The sequence below is a fragment of the Streptomyces sp. NPDC093109 genome, assembly GCF_040701725.1.
Taxonomy (GTDB): domain Bacteria; phylum Actinomycetota; class Actinomycetes; order Streptomycetales; family Streptomycetaceae; genus Streptomyces.
Genome location: NZ_JBFBEZ010000125.1, coordinates 1 through 1,340, shown reverse-complemented (window position 1 = coordinate 1,340; position 1,340 = coordinate 1). Strand labels below are relative to the sequence as shown.

The 1,340-nt window shown below is 68.2% G+C and carries 1 protein-coding gene; it reads left to right on the top strand.

All coding sequences use genetic code 11. The features are described 5' to 3' along the window. The first annotated feature begins 70 nt into the window (after positions 1–70). A protein-coding gene (locus tag AB0389_RS37870; RefSeq protein WP_366400133.1) for an IS3 family transposase occupies positions 71–1,302 on the top strand; the annotation gives its coding sequence in 2 pieces (ribosomal slippage) (positions 71–389 and positions 389–1,302; 1,233 coding nt in all). Positions 1,303–1,340: the final 38 nt, after the last annotated feature.

The following is a 1,340-nucleotide window of genomic DNA, read 5'->3' as shown; positions in this document are numbered from 1 at the left end:
GGGACCTGTCCCCGAAGGGTGGACACCTCTGAGCCCGGCCCCGCCAGGGGCCGGGGAGGAGGGATCTCTTATGGTGATGAAGGTCTATTCGCCCGAGTTCAAGGCGGACGCTGTCGCGCTGTACCTGTCGGACCCGGGCCACACCTTCGAGGGTGTGGGGAGGGACCTGGGGGTCAGCCGGGAGACGCTGCGCAACTGGGTACGGACCGAGCGGGCCCGCCACGGCGGGGACAGCACGACGAGTACGGAGGACAGCACGGTGGATTCCCCGCCGACGGCCGAAGAGCTCCGGGCCGAGAACGAGGCCCTGCGCCAGGAGTTGGCGGCGGTGCGCAAGGACAACCAGAAACTGGCCACCGAACGCGACATCCTGCGCAAGGCGACGAAGTTTTTCGCACAAGAGATGACCTGGTGAACAACCGCTGCCAGTTCATTGAGGACCATCACCGCGCCTGGGGCGTGAAGCGGTTGTGCACCGTGCTGGAAGTCGCCCGCTCCAGCTTCTACAAGTGGCGGGCCGGCCGCGCGGCCCGCGCCGCACGCGAGCGGGCCGACGCCGAGCTTGCCGAGCGGATCAGGGCCGTGCATACCGAGTGGGACGGCACCTACGGCCGTCCCCGGATCACCGCCGAGCTGCGCGACGAGGGCGAGCAGGTGAACCACAAGCGTGTCGGACGAGTCATGCGGAAGTTCGGCATCGCCGGGCTGAGGCTACGCAAACGGCAGGTCACCACGGTGCCCGAACCGTCCGCCACCCCAGTGCCGGACCTGCTGCGGCGCGACTTCACCGCGAGCATGCCGAACACGAAGTACGTCGGGGACATCACCTACCTGCCGGTGGGCGACGGCGAGTTCCTGTATCTCGCGACGGTGATCGACTGCTTCTCGCGCCGCCTGGTGGGCTGGTCGGTCGCCGACCACATACGCACCGAACTGGTCACCGACGCGCTCAGGTCTGCCGCCCGAACACGGGGCAGCCTGGCCGGCGCCATCTTCCACAGCGATCACGGCGCCCAGTACACCTCCCGCCAATTCGCCGACATCTGCACCGAGTTGGGGGTACGGCAGTCCATGGGCGCGGTCGGTACCTCGGCGGACAACGCCCTCGCCGAGTCCTTCAACGCCGCTCTCAAACGCGAGACGCTGCGCGGTGCCCGCCGCTTCGACGGCGTCCGCGCCTGCCGCCTGGCCGTCTTCCGCTGGACCACCCGCTACAACACCCGCCGACGGCACTCGGCAAACGGACAGCAGGCCCCGATCACCTACGAGCAGCAGTCAGCTACCATCACACTTGCCGCATAACGACACGAACAGGTGTCCACCCTTCTGGGACAAGGCCC